Raw genomic sequence first — 7,458 nt, 5'->3', positions numbered from 1 at the left:
ATCCTCGTCGGCGGCTGGGCGGGCCTCCAGCTCGGCACCCGCTTCCTGGCCACGGTCACGGGCTACGCCAAGGAGTACGCCCTCACGTACCCGGCGGCCCGGGTCGACATCGGCCTCGGCAGGCTGGGCCCCGACGCGGTCACGGTCGGCGCGGCGATCCTGCCGCTGGCGGACTTCTTCGCCCGGGGCGGCCGGAGGGCCGAGCCGGAGACCGCCGAGGAGCAGCCGGCCTGGACCTCGACCGTACGGGAGAGGGCGGCGCACTGACCTCGCGCGTCACCTGTCGGGCGCCGTCGCCTCGGCCGAGCGGGCGAGCCGGTGCCGACGAGGGCGCGCACGGCCGCGCGACGGTGCGGCTGCGCCACTGTGCGGCTATGCGGCTATGCGGCTATGCGGCTATGCGACGGAACCTATCCGTCCGGCCGGTTCGCGGGGCACGTCGTGGTGGATCGGGGTGTGGGCGCCGGTGAGGGAGCGGCCGGTGCCGCCGCGGCGGTTGGCGACGATCTCGGCGCCGATGGAGAGGGCCGTCTCCTCCGGCGTACGGGCGCCGAGGTCGAGGCCGATCGGGGAGCGCAGACGGGCCAGTTCGAGTTCGGTGACGCCCACCTCGCGGAGGCGCTTGTTGCGGTCCTCGTGGGTGCGGCGGGAGCCCATCGCACCCACGTAGGCGACGGGAAGCTTCAGGGCGGCCTGGAGGAGGGGGACGTCGAACTTGGCGTCGTGGGTGAGGACGCAGAGGACGGTCCGGCCGTCGGTCTCCGTGGACTCCAGGTAGCGGTGGGGCCATTCGACGACGACCTCGTCGGCCTCGGGGAAGCGGGCCCGCGTCGCGAAGACCGGCCGCGCGTCGCACACGGTGACGTGGTAGCCGAGGAACTTGCCGACCCGGACGAGGGCGGCGGCGAAGTCGATGGCGCCGAAGACGATCATGCGGGGGGCGGGGACGGAGGACTCCACCAGGAGTGTCAGCGGCTGTCCGCAGCGGCTGCCGTCCTCGCCGATCTCCACCGTGCCGGTGCGCCCCGCGTCCAGCATCGCGCGGGCCTCGCCCGCCGCGCTGCGGTCCAGCTGGGGGTGGCCGCCGAGCTTCCCCTCGTACGAGCCGTCGGGGCGGACCAGGAGGGCCCGGCCCATGAGGCCCTCGGGGCCGGAGACGATCCGGGCCAGGGCCGCCGCTTCCCCCGCCGCGGCGGCCGTGAGCGCGGCGGGGAAGACCCCGCCGCGGACCGGGGTGACGAGGATGTCGATGATGCCGCCGCAGGTCAGACCGACCGCGAAGGCGTCCTCGTCGCTGTAGCCGAAGCGCTCGACGACGGTCCTGCCGTCGTCGAGGGCCTGCGTGCACAGGTCGTAGACCGCGCCCTCCACACACCCTCCGGAGACCGAGCCGATCGCCGTGCCCTCGCCGTCGACGGCGAGTGCGGCACCCGGCTGCCGTGGCGCGCTCCCGCCGACGGCCACCACGGTGGCCACGGCGAAGTCGCGTCCCTGCTCGACCCACCGGTTGAGCTCTTCGGCGATGTCCAGCATCTCGGTTCTCCTCTGGAAGGTGTGCGGAGGGCGGCGGGGGTGGCGTCAGCCGACGCCGAGCCAGCTCTCGATCGGGTGGATCGCGAAGTACACGACGAAGATCGCGGTGAGGCCCCACATGAAGGCACCCACCTCGCGGGCCCTGCCCTGCGCCACCTTGATCACGGCGTAGGAGATGACACCGGCCGCGACACCCGTGGTGATGGTGTACGTGAAGGGCATCAGGACCACGGTGAGGAACACCGGGATCGCCACGGAGCGGTCGCTCCAGTCGACGTGCTTGGCGTTCTGCATCATCATCGCGCCGATGACGACCAGGGCGGCGGAGGCGACCTCGGCCGGCACGATCGCGGTGAGCGGGGTGAAGAACAGGCAGAGGGCGAAGAAGGCGCCGGTGACGACGGACGAGAGGCCCGTACGGGCACCCTCGCCGACGCCGGTGGCCGACTCGACGAAGACGGTCTGGCCCGAGCCGCCGCCTACACCACCGATGACACCGCCGGCGCCGTCGATGAACAGGGCCTTGGACAGGCCCGGCATGCGGCCCTTGTCGTCGGCGAGGTTGGCCTCGGAGCCGACGCCGATGATGGTGGCCATCGCGTCGAAGAAGCCGGCCAGGACCAGGGTGAAGACGATCATGGTGATCGTGATGTAGCCGACGTCGCCCCAGCCGCTGAAGGACACCTCGCCGATGAGCGAGAAGTCCGGCGCGGAGACGGCGCTGCCGTCGAGCTCCGGCGCACCGGCGAACCAGGCGCCCGCGCCCTTGGCGGGGATGTCGGCCACGGCGTTGACGACCATGGCGACGGCGGTGCCCGCGACGATGCCGATGAGGATGGCACCGGGGACGTTGCGGGCCTGCAGCGCGAAGGTCAGCAGCAGGGTGACGGCGAAGATGAGGACCGGCCAGCCCATGAGTTCACCGGCGGGGCCGAGGGAGACGGGACCGCCGCCCGGGGCGGGGTTCTCGTGGACGAAGCCGGCCTTGACGAAGCCGATGATCGCGATGAAGAGGCCGATGCCGATGGTGATCGCGTGCTTGATCGCCAGCGGGATCGCGTTCATGATCATCTCGCGGAGGCCGGTGACCACCAGGAGACAGATGATGACACCGTAGGCCACACACATGGCCATCGCCTGCGGCCAGGTCATGACGGCGATGACCTGCGAGGACAGGACGCCGGAGACACTGAGACCGGCCGCGAGGGCGAGCGGGACCTTGCCCCAGAAGCCCATCAGGAGAGTGGTCACGGCGGCGGCGAGCGCGGTCGCGGTGATGAGGGCGGGCTGGCTGAGTACGTTGCCCGCGACATCCTTGCCGCCGAGGATCAGGGGGTTGAGCAGGAGAATGTACGCCATCGCCATGAAGGTGGTGACGCCGCCGCGGATCTCCGTCGCGACGGAGGATCCTCTCTCCGAGATGTGAAAGTACCGGTCGAGCCAAGAGCGGCCGGCGGGGACGTTGGAGCCGGAGCCCGCGTCCTCCGAAGCGGTCTTGGGCTCCACAGACGACTGGGTCATGGGGCCTACTCCCAAGGTTCAAAGGGGCACCCGCGTCAGACTTCGAAGGGCTTCTGATCTGGTGAAGCTGCGGGATTTGGGATGCTGCGTGGGCTGCACGACCCGGGGGACGGCCCGAGGCGAACGGAATGAATCGGTTCTGCGGTACTACGGGTGGTGCTGGTGGTGCTGATGTGACGTGTACTGCGGGTGTTGCCGGTGGTGCTGGGGTGTACTCCGGGCGGTACGGGCGGGGAAGTGTGACGTTCCTGGGAGGCACGTACCGCCCGGAGAGTCCTACAGGGTGCCGGTGAGCGCCTCGGGGCGGACCGGCGTCTTGTTGAGCTCCAGGCCCGTCGCGGCCCGGATCGCCGCGAGGACGGCCGGGGTCGACGACAGGGTCGGGGCCTCACCGATGCCGCGTACTCCGTACGGGGCGTTCGGGTCCGCCAGCTCGAGGTAGTCGACCGGGATGGTCGGCGTGTCGAGGATGGTGGGGATCAGGTAGTCCGTGAAGGAGGGGTTGCGCACCTTCGCGGTCTTCGGGTCGACGATGATCTCCTCCATCACCGCGACGCCCAGGCCCTGGGTGGTGCCACCCTGGATCTGGCCGACGACGGAGAGGGGGTTGACCGCCTTGCCGACGTCCTGCGCGCAGGCCAGCTCGATGACCTTGACCAGGCCGAGCTCGGTGTCCACCTCCACCACCGCGCGGTGCGCGGCGAAGGCGTACTGGACATGGCCGTTGCCCTGGCCGGTGACGAGGTCGAAGGCCTGGGTGGGGCGGTGCCGCCACTCCTCCTCGACCTCCACGGCCTGGTCCTCGAGGACGTCCGCGATGGTGGCGAGGGCCTCGCCGCCGTCGGTGACGACCTTGCCGCCCTCCAGGAGGAGTTCGGCGGTGGCCCACGCCGGGTGGTACGAGCCGAACTTGCGCCGGCCGATCTCCAGGACCTTCTCGCGGACGAGCCCGCAGGAGTTCTTGATGGCGCCGCCGGTCATGTACGTCTGGCGGCCCGCGGAGGTCGAACCGGCCGATCCGACCTGGGTGTCGGCGGGCTGGATGGTGACCTGCTGGACGCCGAGCTCGGTACGGGCGATCTGCGCGTGGATGGTGACACCGCCCTGGCCGACCTCCGCCGCGGCGGTGTGGACCGTGGCGACGGGCTCGCCGTTGATGACCTCCATGCGGATCCTGGCGGTCGAGTAGTCGTCGAAGCCCTCGGAGAAGCCGACGTTCTTGATGCCGACGGCGTAGCCGACGCCCCGCACCACACCCTCGCCGTGCGAGGTGTTGGAGAGGCCGCCCGGGAGCGCGCGGACGTCCGCACCCTCGCCCGCGGTCTCCCACTGGCGCTCCGGCGGCATCGGGCGGGCCTTGACCAGGCGAAGGAGTTCGGCGACCGGGGCGGGCGAGTCGACCAGCTGCCCGGTCGGCATGATGGTGCCCTGCTCCATGGCGTTGAGCTGCCGGAACTCGACCGGGTCCATGCCCAGCTTGGCCGCCACCTTGTCCATCTGCGCCTCGTACGCGAAGCACGCCTGGACCGCGCCGAAGCCGCGCATGGCGCCGCAGGGCGGGTTGTTGGTGTAGAGGCCGATCGCCTCGATCTCGACGTCCTCGACGACGTACGGGCCGACGGAGAGGGAGGCGGCGTTGCCGACGACCGAGGCCGTGGACGACGCGTAGGCGCCGCCGTCGAGCACGATCTTGCACTTCAGGTGGGTGAGCTTGCCGTCCTTGGTGGCGCCGTGCTCGTAGTAGAGCTTCGCCGGGTGCCGGTGGACGTGCCCGAAGAAGGACTCGTACCGGTTGTAGACCATCTTGACCGGCTTGCCCGTGCGCAGCGCGAGGACGGAGGCGAGGATCTGCATGGAGATGTCCTCGCGGCCGCCGAACGCACCGCCGACGCCCGCCATCGTCATGCGGATCTTCTCCTCGGGCAGGCCGAGGCAGGGGGCGATCTGCTTGAGGTCCGAGTGCAGCCACTGGGTGGCGACGTACAGGTCGACGCCGCCGTCCTCGGCGGGCACGGCGAGACCGGACTCCGGGCCGAGGAAGGCCTGATCCTGCATGCCGAAGGTGTACTCGCCCCGGACGATGACGTCGGCCTTCTTGGCGGCCTCGTCGGCGTTGCCGCGGATGATCGGCTGGCGGTGCACGATGTTGGGGTGCGGGACGTGACCGGAGTGGTGGTCGTCGCGGTTCTCGTGGACCAGGATCGCGTCGGGGGCGACGGCCGAGGCCTCGTCCGTGATGAGCGGGAGCTCGCGGTACTCGATCCTGATCTTGGCGGCGGCGCGGCGGGCGGTCTCCGGGTGGTCGGCGGCCACGAGGGCGACCGGCTCCCCGTGGTGACGGACCTTGCCGTACGCGAGGACCGGGGTGTCCTGGAACTCCATGCCGTAGTTCTTCGCCGCCGGCAGGTCGTCGGCGGTCAGGACGGCGTAGACGCCGTCCATCGTGAGGGCCTCCGAGGTGTCGATGGACACGATCTCGGCGTGCGCGACGGTGGAGCGCAGGATCTGGCCCCACAGCATGTCCTCGTGCCACATGTCCGAGGAGTACGCGAACTCGCCGGTGACCTTGAGGGTGCCGTCCGGGCGGAGGGTGGACTCGCCGACGCCGCCCTTGACGTGCTTCTGGGTGACCTCGGTGGGCGTACCCGCCGGAACGGTACGTGTGTTCTGAGCCATCGTCAGACCGCCTCTCCCTGACGTTCCTGGCGCGTGGCCGCGAGGCGGACCGCGTCGAGGATCTTCTCGTAACCCGTGCAGCGGCAGAGGTTGCCGGAGAGGGCTTCGCGGATGTCCGCGTCCGTCGGGGACGGGTTGCGCTCCAGCATCTCGTCGGCCGCGACCAGCAGCCCGGGGGTGCAGAAACCGCACTGGACGGCGCCGGCGTCGATGAACGCCTGCTGGATGGGGCTCAGTTCGACGCCCTCGCCGGTCTGGGAGTCCTGACCTGGCTTGGCCTCCCACTTCTTGGCGGCGTCGATCGACGTGCCGCAGGCGCCGGAGGCGCAACCACCGTGCTCCTCGCGCTGCTTGGCGAACTCCGCCAGGCCCTCGACCGTGACGACGTCGCGGCCCTCGGCCTGACCGGCGGCGACCAGACAGGAACAGACCGGCACTCCGTCGAGGCGGACCGTGCAGGAACCGCACTCGCCCTGCTCGCAGGCGTTCTTGGAGCCGGGCAGACCCAGACGCTCACGCAGAACGTAGAGGAGGGATTCGCCCTCCCAGACGTCGTCGGCTTCCTGCGGACGTCCGTTGACCGTGAAATTGACGCGCATGGTTATGCAGCTCCCTCAAGCGTGCGGCCGGTGCCGCGGTACTGCTCCCAGGTCCAGCCGAGCTGGCGGCGGGCCATGATGCCGACGGCGTGGCGGCGGTACTTGGCGGTGCCTCGGACATCGTCGATCGGGTTGGCGGCGCCGGAGCAGAGATCGGCGAACTGCTTGGCGATCGACGGGGTGATGATCTTGCCGTTGTCCCAGAAGCCGCCCTCTTCCAGAGCCGCGTTCAGGAAGGCCTCGGCCTCCTTGGCGCGGATCGGGGTCGGCGCGGCGGAGCCGATGCCGGTGCGCACCGTCCGGGTCTCCGGGTGCAGGGCGAGGCCGAAGGCGCAGACGGCGATGACCATCGCGTTGCGGGTGCCGACCTTGGAGTACTGCTGGGGGCCGTCCGCCTTCTTGATGTGGACGGTCTTGATCAGCTCGTCGGGCTCGAGCGCGTTGCGCTTGACGCCCGTGTAGAACGCGTCGATCGGGATGAAGCGGCTGCCACGCACCGACTCGACCTCGACCTCGGCTCCCGCGGCGAGCAGCGCCGGGTGGGCGTCGCCGGCCGGCGAGGCGGTGCCGAGGTTGCCCCCGACGCCACCGCGGTTGCGGATCTGCGGGGAGGCGACCGTGTGCGAGGCGAGCGCCAGGCCGGGCAGCTCGGCCCGCAGGTTCTCCATGATCCGGGTGTACGGGACGGAGGCGCCGAGCCGTACGTTCTCCTCGCCGACCTCGTACTCGCGCAGAAGCTCGACGCGGTTCAGGTCAAGGAGGTACTCGGGGCGCCGGTGATCGAAGTTGATCTCGACCATGACGTCGGTACCACCGGCGATGGGCACGGCCGTGGGGTGCTCGGCCTTGGCGGCGAGCGCCTCCTCCCAGCTGGCGGGGCGAAGGAAGTCCATGGTGGCTCTCTTCTAGTGATTCTGGTGATCGGGGGTCGCGCAGGGTTCCGGGGGTACGGCCGGCCCTCGACTTCATGTTCATGTGCTGTTCACGCGGTGTGTGGCCTAGTACACAAGCCCACGATCGCCCGGGTGCAGTCACCGAAAACATGAAGGAGTTGGCTGGCTCCCGTTGTCGTCTTGTAGATTCGAACGAAAGGCGGGAAACAGGAACCTCGCTGTTTTCCCCTGGAAAC

The 7,458-nt window shown here is 70.3% G+C and carries 5 protein-coding genes and 1 pseudogene; 1 reads left to right on the top strand and 5 read right to left on the bottom strand.

The genetic code is table 11. The features are described from left to right. Positions 1–267 (top strand): annotated as a pseudogene (locus ABZ567_RS16715) (sugar kinase); the annotation flags it as partial. A gap of 129 nt (positions 268–396) precedes the next feature. On the opposite strand, the gene ABZ567_RS16710 reads toward ABZ567_RS16715, so the two are convergent. From ABZ567_RS16710 to ABZ567_RS16690, 5 genes are all read right to left on the bottom strand, one after another. Next, positions 397–1,533, bottom strand: a complete 1,137-nt coding sequence (locus ABZ567_RS16710) for an XdhC/CoxI family protein (RefSeq protein WP_360789823.1) — start codon at positions 1,531–1,533, stop codon at positions 397–399. A 45-nt stretch (positions 1,534–1,578) separates the two neighbouring features. After that, positions 1,579–3,054 carry an NCS2 family permease gene (locus ABZ567_RS16705; protein ID WP_360789820.1) on the bottom strand — a complete coding sequence of 492 codons (1,476 nt, stop codon included), beginning with the start codon at positions 3,052–3,054 and terminating at the stop codon, positions 1,579–1,581. 276 nt (positions 3,055–3,330) lie between these two features. Beyond that, entirely contained in the window at positions 3,331–5,730 is a 2,400-nt protein-coding gene (locus ABZ567_RS16700) for a molybdopterin cofactor-binding domain-containing protein (protein ID WP_360789818.1), read from the bottom strand. Positions 5,731–5,732: 2 nt separating this feature from the next. After that, complete coding sequence (locus ABZ567_RS16695) at positions 5,733–6,329, bottom strand: (2Fe-2S)-binding protein (RefSeq protein WP_360789815.1); 597 nt, start codon at positions 6,327–6,329, stop codon at positions 5,733–5,735. A gap of 2 nt (positions 6,330–6,331) precedes the next feature. Next, positions 6,332–7,222, bottom strand: coding sequence for a xanthine dehydrogenase family protein subunit M (locus tag ABZ567_RS16690; protein ID WP_360789812.1), 891 nt, complete (start codon positions 7,220–7,222; stop codon positions 6,332–6,334). Positions 7,223–7,458 lie beyond the last annotated feature (236 nt).

The organism is Streptomyces sp. NPDC016459, assembly GCF_040632845.1.
Classification (GTDB): Bacteria; Actinomycetota; Actinomycetes; order Streptomycetales; family Streptomycetaceae; genus Streptomyces.
This window is presented reverse-complemented; position numbering and strand designations above follow the sequence as displayed.

Coding starts and splice junctions, on each gene's coding strand:
- ABZ567_RS16705 (WP_360789820.1), bottom strand. CDS start 3,054: ATGACCCAGTCGTCTGTGGAGCCCAAGACCGCTTCGGAGGACGCGGGC.
- ABZ567_RS16700 (WP_360789818.1), bottom strand. CDS start 5,730: ATGGCTCAGAACACACGTACCGTTCCGGCGGGTACGCCCACCGAGGTC.
- ABZ567_RS16695 (WP_360789815.1), bottom strand. CDS start 6,329: ATGCGCGTCAATTTCACGGTCAACGGACGTCCGCAGGAAGCCGACGAC.
- ABZ567_RS16710 (WP_360789823.1), bottom strand. CDS start 1,533: ATGCTGGACATCGCCGAAGAGCTCAACCGGTGGGTCGAGCAGGGACGC.
- ABZ567_RS16690 (WP_360789812.1), bottom strand. CDS start 7,222: ATGGACTTCCTTCGCCCCGCCAGCTGGGAGGAGGCGCTCGCCGCCAAG.